Below are 18,008 nucleotides of genomic sequence, written 5' to 3'. Positions count from 1 at the left end.
TTCAGTAAGGATGATTAAATGAAACATATCGCCGTGATTGGTACGGGTATTTCTGGCTTAACTTGCGCACATTTATTGAGCCGAAAACACAAGGTTACCGTGTTTGAAGCTAATGATTATATTGGTGGGCACACCGCAACGGTCGATGTTGAAGTAGCAGGTAAGTCGTATGCAATTGATACCGGTTTTATTGTATTCAACGACCGTACTTACCCACGATTTGAAAAACTCATGGAGCAGCTCAAGGTTAAATCCATGCCGACAGAAATGAGTTTTAGTGTCAATAACGCCATCACTGGGCTTGAATATAATGGTCATAATTTATGGAGTTTATTTGCCCAGCGCCGAAATTTATTCCGCCCCAGCTTTTATCGATTTCTTGGCGAAATAGTGCGTTTTAATAACGGCTGTAAAGCGATTTATGAAGCCGACAAATACCCTCACTCCACACTGGGTGAATACCTAGATCAAAACGACTTTTCTGCCTTTTTTTGTGAGCATTATATTTTGCCAATGGGCGCAGCAATTTGGTCGTCCAGTATTGATGATATGCGCAGCTTTTCATTACGTTTTTTTATTCGCTTTTTTCAGCACCATGGCCTGCTCAACATTAATGACCGCCCACAATGGTATGTACTTGAAGGCGGATCACGCAGTTACATTCCGGCATTAACCGCCCCGTTTAAAGAGCGCATTCACCTTAACTCACCCGTTACCGGAATTAAACGCAGTGACGATGGCGTGCAGGTACAAGTGTCTCATGGCGAGTGGCAACCGTTTGATGATGTGGTGTTGACCTGCCATAGCGATCAAGCATTAGCTATGTTGACTGACCCAAGCCAGGACGAGACAGAAATACTCGCTCCAATGGCCTATCAAAATAATGAGGTTATGCTGCATACTGATATTAATGTGCTGCCAAAGCGCAAAGCGGCTTGGGCAAGTTGGAACTATCGTCTTGATGGTGAAAATGAGTTAGATGTTGCTCAACGCCCTGCAAGCGTCACCTATAACATGAACATTTTGCAGCGCTTACCGAGTGACGCCCCAACATTTTGTGTGACTTTAAATCAAACTGATTTAATTGACGAAACTAAAATCTTACGGAAATTTAATTATGCCCATCCGGTGTTTAATGACGCCAGCATGAAATCTCAAAGTAAGAAAGCGCTAATCAACGGAAAACGTCATACTTATTATGCTGGCGCCTATTGGCACAACGGTTTTCATGAAGACGGGGTGCGAAGCGCGGTAGACGTGTGTAATCTTTTTGGAATCACCTTATGACAATAGCTTCATCGCCACAGACCTTACATAGCGGCATTTATACTGGCACGGTGAGCCATCGTCGCCACGTGCCTAAAGTGCACAGTTTTGGCTATAAGTTGGCGATGATGGCAATTGACTTAGACGAAGTCGATGCCATATGTGCCAGCAGTAAATTGTTTTCTACAAACAGGTTGACCCCGCTAAAATTTAAACCAAGCGACTATCTCAATGAATTGGATAAGCAGTTTGCGGATGCATTAGTGTTGCCGCCAGCCTGTCATGGCGATGATGCTGGCGCGTTAAAACAACGGGTGTTAGCCACCATTGCACATTTAGGTGCCAACCAAGTATGCGACAAGGTGATTTTTTCGGGGCAAATTCGTCATTGCGGATTTTACTTTAGCCCGGTGAATTTTTATTTTTGTTATCACCAAGATGAAATGGTTTATATGCTGGCAGAGGTAAGCAATACCCCTTGGAATGAGCGCCATTGCTATTTAGTGGACATGGCCAATACCACCCACACCGACAAGGTGTTTCATGTGTCGCCGTTTATGAATCTAGAGATGCATTACTTATGGCGAATTACCGCGCCAGCTAAGTTTTTAAAGGTCACTATTGAAAACCGTAATGCCAACAACGATAAACTGTTTGATGCTGGTGTGGTGCTTAAACGCCAAGAAATAAGCGCGAAAAGTATCCGAGGCTTTATGCTGCATTTTCCGTTAATGACAGCAAAAATTATGTTAGGTATTTATTGGCAAGCGTTAAAACTGTTTGTTAAACGCGTGCCTTTTGTCAGCAAGCAGGCGACAAAAGTGGCCTAATTTAAAGACGACAAAAACAAATGTAAACCAAATGGACTGGCACAACGTACTGACTGCTTATAAGTTTATATCATCACCAATAGCAGTTGATGAACTGGAGACAACACATGGAAAATACAGTCGCACAAAGCAGCATAGCTCAAGCTGGTTTATCTGACAGTTTGGCAAGAAAAATCTTACTTCGCGCGCTAGCGCATCTTGCTGATGGGCAGTTAACGATTGTTGATGGTGATCAAACAAGTGTATTTGGTCACAGTAAAAGTGACATCCACGCAACGATGCAGGTTAAACACCCTAATTTTTATCGCCAAGTGGTATTTGGCGGCTCAATTGGTGCTGGCGAAGCTTATATTCAAGGTCATTGGTGTAGCCCCGATTTAACTAAAGTGGTGCAAGTATTTGCTCGCAACTTAGCATTACTCGACAACATTGAGCGTTATTTTTCATGGTTAAGTAATGGTGTTAGCCGCTTAAAGCATGTATTAAATCGAAATTCAGAAGCGGGTTCTAAACGCAATATTTTGGCGCATTACGATTTAGGTAATGACATGTATCAGCAGTTTTTAGATCCTGAAATGATGTATTCAAGTGCGTTATACCCCAATGATGATAGCAGTTTAAACGAAGCACAAATTCATAAACTGCACACTATTTGTGAGCGTTTGGATTTAACCCCAGGGCAAACCCTGCTTGAAGTTGGCACCGGTTGGGGCGCATTAGCCATTTATGCTGCTAAGCACTTTGGTGTGCAGGTCACAACCACAACCATTTCAGATGCGCAATATGACTATGCTGTTGCACGAGTGGCGCAAGAGGGCTTGCAAGACAAGATCACTTTACTCAAACAAGACTATCGATTACTGACCGGTGAATATGATCGTGTGGTATCGATTGAAATGATTGAAGCGGTTGGTCATGAGTACCTCGGCGGATTTTTTGAAAAACTGCAGCACTTGCTCAAACCTAACGGCCGCATGTTGATTCAAGCCATTACTATTGCCGATCAGCGCTATGACAGTTACCGCAAAGGGGTCGACTTTATTCAGCGTTATATTTTCCCTGGTGGTTGCTTACCATCGGTGAGTGAAATGACCAAGCATATTGCTAAAAAGACCGACATGGTCACTTGGTCTGTGAGCGACATGGGTAAAGACTACGCCCGTACATTACGTCACTGGCATGAAAACTTCGATGCGGCATACGACAAGATTAAAGCATTAAATTATGGCGATGATTTTATTCGGATGTGGAAGTTTTATTTAAGCTACTGTGAAGGCGGCTTTTTAGAACGAACCACCAGTACTGTGCATTTGGTTGCCGTTAGGCCGCAATACCGCTTGTAATAGTTTATCTATGGCTTGCTCGTACCCTGCGAGCAAGCTTGCTTATGCGGCGAGGTAGTTATGCCTAATCCAAAGCTATTTATTATCTTAAATGCGTTATCTTTCCAATTGGTTTGGTGGGCAGGCGTCCTTGCCGGCAACCAACTGCTGTTATTATCGATTGTGCTGGTGGTGAGCCATTTTTTATTGTCTCAATCGCAGCGGCTTGATTTTAAATTAATGTGTTTGTGCGCCGTGATTGGCATGAGTGTTGACACGTTACTGACTTGGGCTGGTGTGTTTGTGTTTGCTGAAACGCCTTATTGGTTAGCGCTGTTATGGTTAGTGTTTGCGCTAAGCCTTAGGTACAGTTTGGTGTTTTTTCAACGATTAGCAGTGAGCTTACAAGCTTTATTCGGTGGGGTGTTTGGCAGCTTAAGTTACATTGCGGGTGCTGAGTTTAATGCAGTTGTTTTGCCTTACGGTCAATGGGTGAGTGTAATTATATTGGCAGTGATCTGGAGTGTGTTGTTTCCCGTATTGTTAATGATAAGTCGCGGTGAATACACCAGAGGTCTTACCCAGGAGAGCCAGCAATGAAAACGCTCAATCTGACGGTTAACGCCGGAGGCAATGCTTATCAATGGTTGGTCGAAGTGCTTTTTGGTGTCGTCGGTGCGGTAGTGGTGATGCTAATGTTAATGCTCAGCATGAGTAATGCCATGGCCAATCAATCGTCAACGATTCCCAGCACTGACCCACAGCCTGTTTTAGCAATGCCGCAGCCATCTTCATCGTCATCACTTATTCAAGTCGGCTCAGCTAATATGAGTATGATGTGGTTCGACATTTATAGCGCAACTTTATACTCAATTGATGGTAAATATCAGGCAGAACAATGGCCGCTTAAACTCGAAATTGAATACCATCGTGACATTGATGCTGAAGATTTAATCGATGCTACGGTTGATCAGTGGATGCATTTAGGCTTATCTGAGCAACAAATTGAGCAATACCGTGAACAGCTTTTACGAGCTTGGCCCGATGTCAAAGACGGTGACAGGCTAACGTTTATGGTCAATAACCGCGATCAAGCTGAGTTTTTGTTTAATGACAAACCGTATTTTCAAGTGAGTCATGCCCAGTTTGCGGTAGATTTTCTGGCGATTTGGTTATCTGAACATACCAGTAGACCTAAATTGCGCCAACAACTCATTGGTATGAATTAACGCTGACTAAGGTTGAATAATGTTATCGAAATCACCCTCTATATTTACCGCCAAGCACTTGTTTAAGCAATGGCTTAAGCCGCTAGGTAAAACGGTCGTGCTGGCATTATTGGCTCTCGGGTTAATGTCATGCTCATCTGCATCAATTGATGATTATGCCAATACCAACCCCAAGCTTGATTTGGCCGAGTTTTTTGATGGCAAATTAACCGCTGCCGGCATAGTGCAAGACTTCTCCGGCAAGGTGACGCGTAAATTTACCGTCACCATGGAGGCGCACTGGAGCGATACCCCACAAGGTAAGCAAGGGGTGATTAACGAGTGGTTTGTGTATGATGATGGCGAGAAACAAACCCGAGTGTGGACCATTATCGATCAAGGTAACGGCGCTTATTTAGGTACCGCCAATGACATTTTAGGCATTGCGCAAGGTGAATCCAAAGGCAGTGCGTTGCGTTGGCGCTACGACATGTTATTGGCCGTCGATGATAGCGAATATGAGGTGCATTTTGACGATTGGATGTTTTTAGTGGATCAAAATACCATTATTAATAAAAGCGATATTATTAAGTTTGGCATTACGGTTGCGCAGGTCACTTTAGTGATTTCTAAGCAAGCTAATTAACCTTATACCCAAAAATGGACTCAGCAGAGTCCATTTTTATTGGCAGTTAATAAGATTAACCTTTCAATTTTGATGAGTCTTGTTGTTTTTTATCGTAATACTCAAACGGAAATTGATTGCGAATTTGTTGGGTTAAATTGTCACCCACGTTAGCAGAAACATGCAGACGCACATGACCTGATTTTTCAGCTCTAATGGTGCAAGTGAGCTTGTTTGATTTTGCAATAGCTCTGCATTCGCGTTCAAAACGTTCTGGAATTTTGCCTTTGTGATTTGTTAGCTTACCGTCTTTAAAATGCATTTCAAATAACGTTAATCCACGGCTGCTAGTAAAAATCAGTTTATAGGCGAGAAAAAACAAGCCCACAATGATCAGTATTTTGATTATGGTGTCTGCCATGGCGCGCTCCTTGGTGGCGATTAATTTTATATCACTTCAGCTCGGGTTAAGAGGCGGGATATGTAAGGCTAAATGACAACATTGAGCCCAATATATATCAAAAGCGAGACAAAGGCCTGTTTGATAACCGTTTATAATCCCGAGCTAGGTTATACACTCTATTACTGTAAGATACTCCGGTCATGCGGGTATGCAATGCTATTTTGTTGAAATCTATGAGCAAGATCTAATCCTCGATAAAACCGTACTATTAAAAGCGCCGCAGCGCAGTGTTTTAGCGCTACACAGTATAATGATGTGTCCAAGCTTAATTACGGCATTGGGCAAAGATGACTGACTTGTACCGCGAGCAGTGTTTTGTGGTGTTTAACGTTATACAGGCCCTAGTAAGTCCCCATAGCACATAATAAAAACCGCCAAATTGGCGGTTTTTTGGATTAAAAACTGAGCGCCCCAGCGCTCAGTTAGCGCTTAAAGTCTGTTTATAAACACTAGACTTTAAAATGCGTAACTCACGGTCGCTAATAAAGTGCCAGAGTTTTTATAAACCCCGGAATTAACCTCATAATCACCATCAATGTCAGTGTCTAAGTAAGCCATTGAAACACTAAACCCACTAAACTCAGTTGATACGCCAATAGAGTAATCTGAGTAGCTGTCAAAGCCTTCACCATCGTCAATGGCGTCACCAAAGTTATAGCCATAATGTAAATCTAGGCTCCAATCTTCGGCAAATTCCCAGCTGTAGTTAATTTCAGTGTAATGCAGGGCTAAATCACTTCCGCCATAATCATCGGTATACCAATAAGCGCCTCTAAAGCCGCTATAATCGATACCCGCGCTGACTTCGAGGTAGTCTAACTCACTGTCTCCAGGATAGTTATAACGATACAAGGTGAAGTCATAGCTGGTGTCGTCGTTAATTTCACCATAGTAACCGGCGTACAAGTCTATTTCGACGTCTGGGCCGTTATAACCAGGTTCATCAAAGTCGACATTGCTGCCCCAAGCACCCACAAAAAAGCCGCTATCATGGCTCCAATCAATATTGGCTTGTAAGGCTGGATCGCCTGCGGTTTGTGATACACCACGAAAGCGGTAATCATTAGTGACACTTACTGCGCCAGAGACCTCGGCAGTCGCTAACGGAGCCAGTAGGGTTGCTGATAATGTTAATCCGCTTAACAGTGCAATTCGCGTTCTTTTTAATGTGTTCGACACGATATCATCTCCATTTACATATAATACAGTGACTCGTTATTGCAATATCCAGTCACTGCGTATGCCATTTATCAGAGTCAAAACCGATAGGTTTTGCCTGTACCGCATGGCGGTTAAACGCTATGTTTGCTTAAGCTTGCTGTTCAAACATAACGTAAATCTTTTTACAGTATCCAACGACCTCCCAAGTACCAGTAAACCCAGATGGAATGACAAATTTATCGCCAGCCTTAACCGTTAAACTGTGGCCTTGGCTGTCGGTAATAATGCTGCTTCCTTCAAGAATGTCGCAATATTCAAACTCGCTGTAATTTACAGTCCAACTGCCGGCTTCGCTTTGCCAGACCCCAACATTAAATTGTTTGCAGGGGCTTTCGAAATGATTTTGCACCGACTGCAGTGGGTTGCCCGCTAATCTTTTTTCAGCGGCTAAGTGATACGACTCAACCTCGGTAGATTGACTACTAAATAGAGTGATATCACTGATGTTTTTATTCATAATGCTCACTTATTTCATGGTTGGCATAATAAAGGCCGACGGTTCGTTAGCGTCAACTTTAGCTTGTGGCCACCGAGCGGTAATGGCTTTACGTTTGGTATAAAAACGCACGCCATCAGGCCCATGCATGTGCAATGGACCAAATAATGAACGCTTCCAACCACCAAAGCTATGAAAGGCCATTGGCACTGGGATTGGCACATTAACGCCAACCATGCCCACTTCAACATGGTGGCAAAAATGACGCGCGACTTGTCCATTTTGAGTGAAAATGGCCGTGCCATTACCAAACTCATGTTGATTGATGAGGGCTAATGCGTCGGCATAATTGTCAACTCGCACAATGGCCAGTACTGGGCCAAATATTTCTTGTTGGTAAATGCTCATTTGTGGTGTGACATGGTCAAACAAGCAGGCACCTAAAAAGTAACCTTGCTGGTGGTCGCTAATGCTAATATCGCGACCATCGACTACCAATTTAGCGCCTTCGTTAATACCGGCTTCAACGTAGTCGCGCACTTTGGCTAAATGCTGCGCTGAGATCAGCGGACCCATGTCCATTTCTGGGGTGATACCGCTACCCACCTTTAAGGCGCTAATTTGCGGCAATAATTTATCGACCAATTTGTCGCCCACATCACCGACAGCCAGTACTACAGAAATGGCCATACAACGTTCACCCGCACTACCATATGCTGCCCCCATTAGTGCATTAACAGCTTGATCTAAATCAGCATCGGGCATTAATAACATGTGATTTTTAGCTCCGCCCAACGCTTGCACTCGTTTACCGTGAGCAGACGCTGTGGTGTAGATATATTCCGCAATGGGAGTTGAGCCAACAAAGCTGACGGCTTTAATATCTGGGTGGCTGAGCAAGGCATCAACGGCTTCTTTATCGCCGTTTATGACGTTAAACACTCCATCAGGTAAGCCAGCTTGTTTGAGCAACTCAGCAATGAACATGACCGAGCTAGGGTCTTTTTCAGACGGTTTCATAATAAAGGTGTTGCCACAGGCAATGGCAATCGGGAACATCCACATGGGCACCATTACTGGGAAGTTAAATGGCGCAATACCAGCCACAACACCTAAAGCTTGATTAACCGACCATGCGTCAACGCCACCACCGACTTGTTGGGTGTGTTCGCCTTTTAATAAGTGCGGAATACCACAGGCAAACTCAACCACTTCGAGGCCTCGAGTTATTTCGCCTTTGGCGTCATCAAGCACTTTGCCATGCTCTAGGGTGATCAGTTCTGCTAATTTATCGACATGCTGCTCGACTAACGCTTTAAATTTAAATAACACGCGAGCACGATTGAGTGGCGTCACTTGTGACCAGCTGTCAAACGCGATTTTAGCCGCAGCAATGGCAGTGGCTACCTCTTCCTGACTGGCTAATGACACCTGGCCACGGGCTTCACCGGTTGCTGGGTCGTAAATCGTTTGTTGGCGTTGGCTGGTTTGAGTCTGTTGTCCATTCACAAAATGGGTAATGTTAAGCATGCTTGCAGTCCTTTCTTATAAACTAAAAATGAATTAATCCACGGCGTTAATGGCGTCAGTCAGTTGATTTACCATGTCATCTATTTGAGATTTTTCGACAATTAATGGCGGCGATAGGGCAATGATGTCAGCCGTTGCGCGCACTAATGCGCCGTTTCTAAAGCAATGGTCAAATATGGCGTAACCACGTTTACCCACGCCTTTATTACTTGGGGCAAACTGAATGCCGGCAACCAAACCTGTGTTGCGAATATCAATCACATTTGGTAGCCCTTTGAGGCTATGCACGGCCTGTTCAAAATAAGATTCAAGTTCGCGCGCGCGTTCAAATAGCTGTTCATTTTCATAAATCGACAAGGTTGCTAGGGCTGATGCCGCTGCCACTGGGTGACCGGAATAAGTGTAACCATGGAAAAACTCAATTAACTCGTCTGGGCCATTCATGCAGGTGTTGTGAATAGCATCACTCACAAAGACCGCCCCCATAGGGATTGCACCATTGTTAATGGCTTTTGCTGTGGTGATCATGTCTGGCGTCACTTGCCAGCGTTCACTGGCAAAAGCGGCTCCCACGCGGCCAAAGCCAGTAATAACTTCATCAAATATCAGTAAAATACCGTGTTTTTGGGTGATTTCGCGTAAGCGTTTAAGGTAGCCATCAGGTGGTAAAATCACCCCCGCAGAGCCTGACATGGGTTCAACGATAACGGCAGCAATGTTTTCTGCGCCGTGTAAGGTAATGAGCTGCTCAAGCGCTTCAGCCTTGTCTACACCGTATGGCGGTAGACCATGGCTAAAGGCATTGTTGGCAATGTCGAGTGTATGAGGCAGGTGGTCAACACCTTGCAACAATTGTTGGCTAAAAGTTTTGCGATTATTACTGATGCCACCAACTGAAATGCCACCAAACCCAACACCGTGATAGCCTAACTCGCGGCCAATAAAGCGTGTACGGCTCGCTTGACCATTGGCTCGGTGATAACAAAGCGCCATTTTGAGAGCTGTATCAACAGACTCTGACCCCGAATTGGTAAAAAACACATGGTCCAATCCGTCAGGGCTCATTTCACTGAGTTTATGGGCTAATTCAAACGCCAGTGGGTGACCCATTTGAAAGGACGGCGCATAGTCCATCTGGCTAATTTGCTTGCTGACCGCCTCAGATATTTCTGCTCTGCCATGACCGGCATTACAACACCATAATCCTGCAGTGGCATCGAGCACCTTGTTACCATCAATGTCGGTGTAATACATACCTTGTGCTGACACTAACAAGCGTGGATTTGTTTTAAATTGCTTATTGGCGGTAAATGGCATCCAAAAATGGGCCATATTCGGCCATGTTTGCGATGAGTCGCCCGTTCCTTTGTGCTGAAGTTCGTTCATAAATAGACTCTACATAGGTAACAAATTAGTCAATTGGCCCACTTATAATGGTTAAATTATGAGTGATTGATATTTGCTATGCTATGTCAAAAATAATGAACATAAAAGGGGTGTGTGCATTTATTTATACTAAATTAGACTATTTTGTAAAATATATTGAAAATCTCTTGCTGTTTGGCCTCATCAAGTGACAATATTCACAGTAAATATATTGAGTCATGCAAGCTAATTATGTTGTTTGGCATCACTTGGCGTGATGTCTATCAATCCATTTATTAAATCGAGGTCACAATGAGTACTCCAACAAGTCTTAGCGATTGGCAAGCATTGGCAGCCAGTCTGCAAATTAATGGAAATGCATTTATTAATGGTCAGTATCAAGGTGCTGCATCTGGTGAGACCTTTGATTGCATTAGCCCGATTGATGGCAAAGTATTAGCCAAGGTGGCCAGTTGTGACTTGATTGACGCCAACGTCGCCGTAGCCAATGCTCGTGAAGTTTTTGAGGCAGGAACTTGGGCTAATTTGCCGCCAGCACAACGTAAGCAAATCATGATTCGATTTGCAGATTTGCTAGAAGAAAACGCAGACGAGCTTGCACTGCTTGAAACCCTCGATATGGGTAAACCCATTCAACACTCAAAAGGCGTTGATGTGGTGGGTGCCGCGCGCGCTATTCGCTGGTCTGGTGAAGCCATCGATAAAATCTACGATGAAATTGCCCCAACAGCCCATAACGAAATTGGCATGATCACCCGCGAAGCGGTGGGGGTTGTGGCTGCCATTGTACCGTGGAACTTCCCCATGATTATGGCGTGTTGGAAGCTTGGGCCATCGCTTGCAACCGGTAACAGTGTGATTTTAAAACCCTCTGAAAAGTCGCCGTTAACAGCCATTCGTATGGCGCAGTTAGCGCTGGATGCGGGTATTCCTGCCGGGGTATTAAACGTGTTACCTGGCTTTGGTCATACCGTGGGTAAAGCATTGGCTTTGCATATGGACGTTGATACATTGGTGTTTACCGGTTCAACTAAAATTGCCAAACAATTAATGATTTACGCAGGCGAGTCGAACATGAAACGCGTGTGGTTAGAAGCGGGTGGCAAGAGCCCCAATATTGTATTTAACGATGCACCAGACTTAAAAGCTGCCGCAGAAGCCGCCGCAGTTGCCATTGCTTTTAACCAAGGTGAGGTGTGTACAGCGGGTTCACGTTTGTTGGTTGAATCTGGTGTTAAAGATGAATTAATTCAGCTTATTATCAAAGAAATGCAAGGCTGGCAGCCTGGGCATCCACTTGACCCTAATACCACTTGTGGCGCGGTGGTCGATCAGCAACAATTAACCAATGTGCTTAACTACATTAAAACCGGTACCGAACAAGGCGCGACTCTGGTCGAGGGGGGCAAACAGGTAATGGCAGAAACTGGCGGTATGTTTGTTCAACCGACCATTTTTAGTAATGTTAAAAATGACATGCGTATCGCCAGTGAAGAAATTTTTGGCCCTGTGTTATCGGTAATCGAATTTGACGGTATGGACGAAGCCATTAAGATTGCTAACGACACCATTTATGGATTAGCTGCAGCGGTATGGACCTCAAATTTAAGTAAGGCGCATAAAACGGCTAAAGCACTTCGCAGTGGTATGGTGTGGATTAATCACTACGATGGTGGTGATATGACAGCACCATTCGGGGGCTATAAGCAGTCGGGTAATGGCCGTGATAAGTCATTACATGCGTTTGATAAATACACCGAATTAAAAGCGACTTGGATTGCTTTATAGTCATCATTCTGCCTGTGATGTAAACAAAGCCCTTTAGTAAATAAAGGGCTTTTTTATTAAGAAATATTAACCCTTCTTTTAAATATCTTCGCGTAGACTGACAAGTCGATTATGTCGTTAAAAATTACCGTAATACGTAACAAATGGATAAAGTTAAATGACCCACAATACTTTCTCTCGATTATCACTCGCTGTAGCTGCGGTTTTTTTCTGTTTTATTTTATGGGTCATTTATTTAGCCAATACGGGTGCTCAAAGCATATTGTTTGATTTGGTCCGCCATATTCCTTATGGCGATAAAGTTGGCCATATGCTGTTGTTTGGATTATTAACCTTTGTGGCCAATTTAGCGTTACAGAGTCGACACTTTCTGCTTGGACGTATTCCGCTTTATTACGGTGCTGTGCTAGTGTCAATATTCGTCTTGAGTGAGGAGATCAGTCAGGGCTTTATTCCATCAAGAACGTTAGACATCATCGACTTGGTTGCCGATGCTGTTGGTATTATTTTATTTAGTTATTTAAGTGGCTTAACTCAGCGTATTCTCGATAGACAGCGAGGTGTTACAACCTGAGTTAGGATTAATTTGACTGAGTTTTATCGTAAACAATAGAGAGGTTTAATGTGAATTCTCCTTTAGTGACCACAGATTGGTTAGCGTTACATCTTGAAGATCCAGATCTCGTTATACTCGATGCCAGCATGGAAGTTGTGTTAGGCAAAGACCCTCTCGTATACGATGAGCTTTATGTCATCCCTGGTGCGTTATCGTGCCAAATTGATAAACTACTTTTTGATCATCACTCTCCACAAACCCATGCCATGCCAACACCGGAGCAATTTACTGACGCCGCGCAAACCCTGGGTATTACTCATAACAGCACCGTGGTTATTTACGATGACCAGGGTATTTATTCTGCGCCACGCGCTTGGTGGACGTTTAAAGCGATGGGGTTTGAAAAAGTGTTTGTGCTCGACGGTGGCTTACCGCAGTGGCGAGCAGAAGGTAAAGACACGGTACGCCAATTTGCTAGCCCAACTCAGTCTGGTGATATAAAAGGGCGTTTATTGCAACATAAGGTATGTGACACCGAATTTGTGTTAACTCACCTTGGCCATGCTAATGTAGATATTATCGATGCCCGCGCAGTAGGGCGCTTTAATGGTACATCACCCGAACCACGAGTTGGCATGCGCAGTGGGCATATTCCTGGCTCGCTAAACCTACCGTTTGCCCAAGTATTAAACGGTTTTAAAATGAAATCGACTAAAGAGTTACACACAATTTTTGCCAACCTGGATACCAGTAACAATGCCCAACGTGTGTTCACTTGCGGCTCTGGTATCACCGCATGTATTTTGATTTTAGCCTCGTATGTCGCAGGTCATCATCAAGCCGCATTATACGACGGTTCATGGGCTGTGTGGGGCGGAGATGCTGCGCTGCCTATAGAATAGGGTCGATTGAATAATTGGTGGGTATTTTTTGTTTTATGGCCTACGGCCACTAACGTCGTGGCGCTTCGCCCACACCAGAGCAAAGGGGTAAAGCGCTTGTACCCCTTTGCAAACCCTCAGCGTTCCGGCAACATTTTCGCTTTTTAACCAAACAACAGCAGCGAAAAAATTGCGACGGAAATTAATCCATCTTCTGACCGCGTTTGTAACCGTCTTTAGCCTTATTCGAAAATGCTAACGCTTCAGATGGGCGTCTGATGTGAATGGATTCACAAATGTCGTGGTGGCATGGATGCCAAGGAACGACCCTTCCCCTCCAAAGCTAGCCAGACATCCATGTCTGGACTCACGTCATTTTCTTCAACGGCCTCAAGTTCAATGTTGCATTTGACCATTTTCAAATCAAGTAAATGTAAATCATTTATGCCCCATTCCTTGTTTAAGATATGGCCTGCAGCCACTAACGTCGTGTCGCTTCGCCCACACCAGAGCAAATGGGTAAAGCGCTTGTACCCCTTTGCAAACCCTCAGCGTTCCGGCAACATTTTCTGAACAACGAAAAGGTCGCGACGGAAACTAATCTAGCTTTTGGCCTCGTTTGAATCCTGCTTCGGTCTTATTCGAAAATGCTAACGCTTCCGATGGTACATCCTGTACCGCGAAAGCTAAGCTCACATCCATGTGAGCTTCACGTTATTTTCTTCAACGGCCTCAAGTTCAGAGTTGAATTTGGACTGTTGCAAGCAATATACGTAACTCATCTATGCCCCAAAGTTTGTTTCAAATATGAACCTGTGGCCACATCATCCCAGACGAAAAATACTAAAAATGGCATAATTTTCGAAGGAGATCGTACTGCTTAACACTTCATCAGTATCTGGCTTAAAAATATCGGATAAGTATCCTGTGAAAGCCATATTTCCTACCTTTATATTGTGTAATATAAACAAAAACACTTGTAATGGTTTTTAGTATTTTTAAGTCAAATCGGCTAACAAGTAAACTAAAGTAGTATGGTGAATAATTTATCTTTCATAAATAATTGAAATAAATGAACTTTTATTCATTCAGAATCTTGGGCCACTTTTAATGTGCAAGCCCGCTTTTATTTGTCAGTAAAGTTAAATAGAACTGCTTTACAACAATAAGTTAGCAAATGTAGGATGTTATTAATCAATAACCCATAATGAAAAATTAACTTGCCAAGGATGATATGAGTATAAATTTAATTTTTAGATTTTTTATTGTTGTTTTTACCGCCTACTTGATTTCAGTTTGGTATTTCAATAATGACGAGTCGATCATTCCTTACCAAGTAGTAAATTATTGGATGATGCAACCTATGCCTCATTGGTTACTGCCTGATGACATTCTTATGTATGTTTATGATTTTCGTAAACCATTAGCCTTTATATCTTTAGCTTTATTGGCCGTGCACAACAATTTCGGGAAATGGGGTTTTCTTATCTTTAGCATATCAGGCCCTTTATTACATACTGAAGGTTGGGGATATGAATTGAATTGGGTTACAGATTTAGAATGGTCAATTCAAATGATGCAAGGCGCATTAATAACTATGTGTTTTATTGGACCAGTTTCGGAAAAGTTTAAAAGGCCAGTTAATCGGGTCGGTGGAGGTATCTAACCTCCAGCCCCCACCCTGCATGAGGCTAGCGGCTTTCTCCAGACCAAACCTTGCGATTAAGCCCTTGCCATTCGCTAGTAGTTAACGTTTAATAACAGTAAGTTATTTGAACGGCGATCTTCCTACAGAGGACTTTCACCTCATTAGTTCATGCCCATGCAGGGCGTACACAAGTTGCTCAAGTTCGTTCGTAAACTCACTGGAACAATTAACAGTTGGCTTGGCACTTCGCGCTTACCAAACAGCGAATTACGGCTTAGCAAAGCGTTAGCTTCCCTTGAGTATCTTTGCAGCATTCCTAATTAGGTATCTATGAATAAAGAATACAACAAGCGTATAGAAAGAGTAATTCAATACATTGAAGCGAATCTGGATAACAAAATTTCACTGGCTGAAGTGGCAAATGTAAGTCATTTTTCAGCATATCACTTTCACCGAATTTTTACAGCTATTGTCGGTGAGACGGTAAATGATTACATCGTGAGGCGAAGGCTTGAGCGAGCGGTCAACTTATTAATCTTTAAAACTGAACTATCCGTAACTCAGGTCGCTTTAGATACCGGTTTTTCGTCAAGTGCCAATTTTTCAAAAGCAGTGAAGCTGCATTTCGGCTTTAGTCCGTCAGAAATACGTAATCCCGATAAGGTTAAGGATAGCAAGATTGGAAAAATATCCAGCAAGTATGGAAAAGATTTTAAACCCTCTGATTTGTATCCTTCTCGCATCACAAATGAAGTGATGAATGTACTTAAATTAAAGGATAAAAATATGAACATTGAAGTAAGAGAGCTTGATCGCCAGCGTGTATGCACTTTAGCGTCGCAGCGTGGCTATGAGCCTGAAGCAATATATGAGGCATGGGACAAGCTTATAGATTGGGCATCTAATAACGGGATAAAGCAAGATGAGCAAAGGCGATTTTCTTTTGCTTTTGATAACCCAACAGTTACGCCGATTGATAAATGTCGCTACACTGCTTCAGTTGTGATTGGTGAAAATATACAAGTTAAGCAGCCATTTTCACTATCTGAAATACCAAAGGGTAAGTACGCTGTACTCTATTTTAAANGGTAGTCCGGAGGAAACAATTAAGGCTCAGTTGAGTATCTACTCTGATTGGTTGCCTGATAGTGGGTTTGAGCCAGATAACTTTCCGATGTTAGAGCGTTATCTGAACGATGCAAGAATTGATGGGTATGTAGAAATGGAAATTCACGTTAAACTGAAGGAAATATAGGCATTTGCGCGAAAAGCTAATCGGGTAGCCGGAGGTATCTAACCTCCAGCCCCTACATCACCCTGCATGCGGCTCCGCACACGACTAAATGGATTTTGGAGGTATAGCAACGCAGGAACATGTTGCCGAGGGCGGTTCATTTAGACCCCCTAACTACCCTTTCTGGTTAGGATAATGAACTGCGATCCATCCATCTCTTAGTGAATATAATCCTGCTTTCTTAACTATTTATTAGAGTTTGGCATTACTCAATATTTTTTTGTGTCCCTTCTCATCACAGAAAAAGCGTCGAGCTACGCCATAGACCTTTGCTTGTGATACCCAAAACATTTCGTGGGATAAGCTAAGCACCACGACGTTAGTGGCAGCAGAACATAAGCAAACACCTGGATCCCGACTTAAAAACATTGCCGGGACGACAAGAAAGTAGCTTAACTCGGTTCTGTCCAAAAACGAGTTATTCTTAGCTTTCAAATGCCCAAATTCAACTCTGGACTTGAGGCAGTTGAAGAAAATGACGTGAGCTAGCCATGGATGGCGAGCTAGCTTTGGAGGGGAAGGGACGCCCCATCTGAAGCGTTAGCATTTTCGAATAAGGCCGAAGCCGGTTACACACGCGGTCAAAAGCTGGATTAATCCCTATGGCGACCTTTTCGCTGTTTGAAAATGTTGCGGGGCGGCTGGGAGTTCCAAGAGGGAATAGCCGTTGATTTCCTCTTGGTCTGGTGTGGGTGAAGCGCCACGACGTTGGTGGCCGCAGGCCATAATGTATTAGCCCGTGCAGAGTGGAACCTTGCGATCTTAAGCGTTGGTGGCCGTAGGCCATAAGAAGAACAAAGGTTGACCCTTTTGCCAACCTACAGCAAATCCAGCAACCCACAGCAAATCCATCAACCTACAGCAAATCCTTCATCCTGTGGTACAACATCCCAGCAGCCAACATGGGCGATCTAAACATAGGGCCGCCGGGGAAGGTCATGTGTTTAATGTCATTAAATACATCAATGCGTTGTGACTGCTGGCTAATCGCTTCGGCAATTAATCTTGCTGCCATATGAGTGGCATTCACCCCGTGACCAGCATACGCTTGGGCAAAATAGATGTTAGCGGCGTCAGGTAAACGGCCTATTTGTGGCATACGATTAGCACCGATGCCCATCATGCCGCCCCATTCATAATCAATCCTAATGCCTTTTAACTGCGGGAAGACTTTTTCAAGATTGGGTCTTAGTGCGGCCTCAATGTCTTTAGGATCTTTACCTGAATACGTGCATAAACCACCGAATAATAAACGGCGATCGGCAGATAAATGGAAATAATCTAAGGCGACGCGCATGTCGGCAAAAGCCATATTTTGCGGGATGATACTGGCACATTGTTGCTCAGTTAATGGTTCTGTGGCGAGTAAATAAGTGCCTGTAGGTAATACTTTACCGCCTAAATAGGGGTTGAGTTTATTACCAATATAGCCATTACATGCCATGACTAAGTAATCGCAGGTCACCTGACCTTGTGCGGTGATTACTTTGGGTTTTTCACCTTTAATGATTTTTTCTGCAGCGCTGTATTCAAATAATTGAGTACCCAGATTGC

The 18,008-nt window shown here is 43.6% G+C and carries 18 protein-coding genes; 12 read left to right on the top strand and 6 right to left on the bottom strand.

The features are described from left to right. The first annotated feature begins 18 nt into the window (after positions 1-18). From PQR79_RS11960 to PQR79_RS11935, 6 genes are all read left to right on the top strand, one after another. On the top strand, positions 19-1,287 hold the full coding sequence (locus PQR79_RS11960; protein WP_238102536.1) for an NAD(P)/FAD-dependent oxidoreductase: 1,269 nt from the start codon (positions 19-21) through the stop codon (positions 1,285-1,287). Further along, complete coding sequence (locus PQR79_RS11955) at positions 1,284-2,096, top strand: DUF1365 domain-containing protein (protein ID WP_238102537.1); 813 nt, start codon at positions 1,284-1,286, stop codon at positions 2,094-2,096. The genes PQR79_RS11960 and PQR79_RS11955 overlap by 4 nt, the downstream gene beginning before the upstream one ends. Positions 2,097-2,203: 107 nt before the next feature. Beyond that, on the top strand, positions 2,204-3,439 hold the full coding sequence (locus tag PQR79_RS11950) for an SAM-dependent methyltransferase (RefSeq protein ID WP_238102538.1): 1,236 nt from the start codon (positions 2,204-2,206) through the stop codon (positions 3,437-3,439). 60 nt (positions 3,440-3,499) lie between these two features. Then, positions 3,500-4,018 carry a DUF2878 domain-containing protein gene (locus PQR79_RS11945; RefSeq protein ID WP_238102539.1) on the top strand — a complete coding sequence of 173 codons (519 nt, stop codon included), beginning with the start codon at positions 3,500-3,502 and terminating at the stop codon, positions 4,016-4,018. Then, positions 4,015-4,647 carry a chalcone isomerase family protein gene (locus PQR79_RS11940; protein ID WP_238102540.1) on the top strand — a complete coding sequence of 211 codons (633 nt, stop codon included), beginning with the start codon at positions 4,015-4,017 and terminating at the stop codon, positions 4,645-4,647. Before PQR79_RS11945 ends, PQR79_RS11940 begins: the two co-directional genes overlap by 4 nt. 124 nt (positions 4,648-4,771) lie before the next feature. Beyond that, entirely contained in the window at positions 4,772-5,272 is a 501-nt protein-coding gene (locus tag PQR79_RS11935; RefSeq protein WP_238102960.1) for a DUF3833 domain-containing protein, read from the top strand. A gap of 55 nt (positions 5,273-5,327) precedes the next feature. On the opposite strand, the gene PQR79_RS11930 is transcribed toward PQR79_RS11935, so the two are convergent. From PQR79_RS11930 to aptA, 5 genes are all read right to left on the bottom strand, one after another. After that, on the bottom strand, positions 5,328-5,672 hold the full coding sequence (locus PQR79_RS11930; protein WP_238102541.1) for a DUF3634 family protein: 345 nt from the start codon (positions 5,670-5,672) through the stop codon (positions 5,328-5,330). Between the two features lie 498 nt (positions 5,673-6,170). Beyond that, positions 6,171-6,893 carry a TorF family putative porin gene (locus PQR79_RS11925; RefSeq protein WP_238102542.1) on the bottom strand — a complete coding sequence of 241 codons (723 nt, stop codon included), beginning with the start codon at positions 6,891-6,893 and terminating at the stop codon, positions 6,171-6,173. Between the two features lie 130 nt (positions 6,894-7,023). Further along, positions 7,024-7,392, bottom strand: coding sequence for a cupin domain-containing protein (locus PQR79_RS11920; protein ID WP_238102543.1), 369 nt, complete (start codon positions 7,390-7,392; stop codon positions 7,024-7,026). A 9-nt stretch (positions 7,393-7,401) separates the two neighbouring features. Then, a complete protein-coding gene (locus PQR79_RS11915; RefSeq protein ID WP_238102544.1) occupies positions 7,402-8,901 on the bottom strand; it encodes a CoA-acylating methylmalonate-semialdehyde dehydrogenase in 1,500 nt (499 codons plus the stop codon). A 33-nt stretch (positions 8,902-8,934) separates the two neighbouring features. Next, entirely contained in the window at positions 8,935-10,287 is a 1,353-nt protein-coding gene (gene aptA, locus PQR79_RS11910; protein ID WP_238102545.1) for an omega-aminotransferase AptA, read from the bottom strand. Between the two features lie 291 nt (positions 10,288-10,578). On the opposite strand from aptA, the gene PQR79_RS11905 reads away from it, so the two are divergent. The 6 genes from PQR79_RS11905 (at position 10,579) to PQR79_RS20295 (ending at position 16,415) form a co-directional block, all read left to right on the top strand. After that, positions 10,579-12,075 carry an aldehyde dehydrogenase gene (locus tag PQR79_RS11905; protein WP_238102546.1) on the top strand — a complete coding sequence of 499 codons (1,497 nt, stop codon included), beginning with the start codon at positions 10,579-10,581 and terminating at the stop codon, positions 12,073-12,075. A 157-nt stretch (positions 12,076-12,232) separates the two neighbouring features. Next, positions 12,233-12,649, top strand: a complete 417-nt coding sequence (locus tag PQR79_RS11900) for a VanZ family protein (RefSeq protein WP_238102547.1) — start codon at positions 12,233-12,235, stop codon at positions 12,647-12,649. Positions 12,650-12,699: 50 nt separating this feature from the next. Further along, positions 12,700-13,533, top strand: coding sequence for a sulfurtransferase (locus tag PQR79_RS11895; protein WP_238102548.1), 834 nt, complete (start codon positions 12,700-12,702; stop codon positions 13,531-13,533). A gap of 1,213 nt (positions 13,534-14,746) precedes the next feature. Next, on the top strand, positions 14,747-15,178 hold the full coding sequence (locus PQR79_RS11890; RefSeq protein ID WP_238102549.1) for a hypothetical protein: 432 nt from the start codon (positions 14,747-14,749) through the stop codon (positions 15,176-15,178). Positions 15,179-15,490: 312 nt separating this feature from the next. Continuing rightward, positions 15,491-16,252 (top strand): AraC family transcriptional regulator, encoded by a 762-nt coding sequence (locus PQR79_RS11885; RefSeq protein ID WP_274408513.1) that lies wholly within the window; start codon positions 15,491-15,493, stop codon positions 16,250-16,252. Beyond that, on the top strand, positions 16,170-16,415 hold the full coding sequence (locus PQR79_RS20295) for a GyrI-like domain-containing protein (RefSeq protein WP_274408512.1): 246 nt from the start codon (positions 16,170-16,172) through the stop codon (positions 16,413-16,415). The genes PQR79_RS11885 and PQR79_RS20295 overlap by 83 nt, the downstream gene beginning before the upstream one ends. An 895-nt stretch (positions 16,416-17,310) precedes the next feature. Here the strand turns inward: PQR79_RS20295 and PQR79_RS11875 are convergent. Beyond that, positions 17,311-18,008, bottom strand: a 698-nt coding sequence (locus PQR79_RS11875; RefSeq protein WP_274408511.1) for an NAD(P)/FAD-dependent oxidoreductase, incomplete at its 5' end; no start/stop codon positions are given.

Source organism: Shewanella metallivivens, assembly GCF_028750675.1.
GTDB classification, from domain to species: domain Bacteria; phylum Pseudomonadota; class Gammaproteobacteria; order Enterobacterales; family Shewanellaceae; genus Shewanella; species Shewanella metallivivens.
The sequence above is the reverse complement of the archived record's forward strand: the minus strand, read 5'-3'. Positions and strand labels throughout refer to the sequence as shown.

What these genes read in the sequence shown, in the direction of transcription:
- PQR79_RS11960 (WP_238102536.1), top strand. Translation starts at nt 19, where the DNA reads ATGAAACATATCGCCGTGATTGGTACGGGTATTTCTGGCTTAACTTGC.
- PQR79_RS11955 (WP_238102537.1), top strand. Translation starts at nt 1,284, where the DNA reads ATGACAATAGCTTCATCGCCACAGACCTTACATAGCGGCATTTATACT.
- PQR79_RS11900 (WP_238102547.1), top strand. Translation starts at nt 12,233, where the DNA reads ATGACCCACAATACTTTCTCTCGATTATCACTCGCTGTAGCTGCGGTT.
- PQR79_RS11940 (WP_238102540.1), top strand. Translation starts at nt 4,015, where the DNA reads ATGAAAACGCTCAATCTGACGGTTAACGCCGGAGGCAATGCTTATCAA.
- PQR79_RS11935 (WP_238102960.1), top strand. Translation starts at nt 4,772, where the DNA reads ATGTCATGCTCATCTGCATCAATTGATGATTATGCCAATACCAACCCC.
- PQR79_RS11920 (WP_238102543.1), bottom strand. Translation starts at nt 7,392, where the DNA reads ATGAATAAAAACATCAGTGATATCACTCTATTTAGTAGTCAATCTACC.
- PQR79_RS11950 (WP_238102538.1), top strand. Translation starts at nt 2,204, where the DNA reads ATGGAAAATACAGTCGCACAAAGCAGCATAGCTCAAGCTGGTTTATCT.
- aptA (WP_238102545.1), bottom strand. Translation starts at nt 10,287, where the DNA reads ATGAACGAACTTCAGCACAAAGGAACGGGCGACTCATCGCAAACATGG.
- PQR79_RS11915 (WP_238102544.1), bottom strand. Translation starts at nt 8,901, where the DNA reads ATGCTTAACATTACCCATTTTGTGAATGGACAACAGACTCAAACCAGC.
- PQR79_RS11930 (WP_238102541.1), bottom strand. Translation starts at nt 5,672, where the DNA reads ATGGCAGACACCATAATCAAAATACTGATCATTGTGGGCTTGTTTTTT.
- PQR79_RS11945 (WP_238102539.1), top strand. Translation starts at nt 3,500, where the DNA reads ATGCCTAATCCAAAGCTATTTATTATCTTAAATGCGTTATCTTTCCAA.
- PQR79_RS11905 (WP_238102546.1), top strand. Translation starts at nt 10,579, where the DNA reads ATGAGTACTCCAACAAGTCTTAGCGATTGGCAAGCATTGGCAGCCAGT.
- PQR79_RS11890 (WP_238102549.1), top strand. Translation starts at nt 14,747, where the DNA reads ATGAGTATAAATTTAATTTTTAGATTTTTTATTGTTGTTTTTACCGCC.